The organism is Streptosporangium carneum, assembly GCF_027922005.1.
In the GTDB taxonomy this organism is placed as follows: Bacteria; Actinomycetota; Actinomycetes; order Streptosporangiales; family Streptosporangiaceae; genus Streptosporangium; species Streptosporangium carneum.
The window spans coordinates 1-620 of record NZ_BSEV01000105.1; the positions used below are offsets into that span (position 1 = coordinate 1).

The 620-nt window shown below is 64.5% G+C and carries 1 protein-coding gene; it reads right to left on the reverse strand.

Going from position 1 to position 620, the window contains the following annotated elements; all coding sequences use genetic code 11:
- Nucleotides 1-341: 341 nt before the first annotated feature.
- On the reverse strand, nt 342-560 hold the full coding sequence (locus tag PKF00_RS44030) for a hypothetical protein (RefSeq protein WP_271223754.1): 219 nt from the start codon (nt 558-560) through the stop codon (nt 342-344).
- Nucleotides 561-620: the final 60 nt, after the last annotated feature.

Sequence of the window (620 nt, forward strand, 5' to 3'; positions counted from 1 at the left end):
AGAGAAGGGCCTGTCCACCCGTGAGGCACCAGCTCCGGTGGGCCGTCTGTTGCCCACCCCATGATCGTTGTCCAGGGCACCCCCCTACCCCCTGAGCCAACCCCCTGGGCGTGACATCCCCACCGACTCCTGGGCGGAGCAATCTCGTCCAGTTCTTGGGCGGCCCCCTCACCAGGAAGTGGGACGGGCCGGGATCCGCGCCCAGGGATCGGGATGAGGTTCCCTGGACAAGGATGGGGGTGAGAATGCCGCACCCAAGAATCGTCGCGGAGATGCCCTGGACAACGATCAGGCGAAAACGCCGCACCCAAGAATCGCCACGAAGGCGCCCCGGACAACGATCAGGCGAAAACGCCGCACCCAGGAATCGCCACGAAGACACCCTGGACAACGATCGGGGCGAGAATGCCGCACCCAAGAATCGCCACGAAGGTGCCCTGGACAACGATCGGGGTGAGAATGCCACACCCAAGAATCGCCACGAAGGTGCCCTGGACAACGATCGGGGTGAGAATGCCACACCCAGGAGTCGTCTCGAAGGTGCCCTGGACAACGATCATGGGGTGGGCAACAGACGGCCCACCGGAGCTGGTGCCTCACGGGTGGACAGGCCCTTCTCA

Bases quoted from the DNA above. Each gene is read 5' to 3' on its own strand.
- PKF00_RS44030 (WP_271223754.1), bottom strand. From the start codon at position 560: ATGATCGTTGTCCAGGGCACCTTCGAGACGACTCCTGGGTGTGGCATT.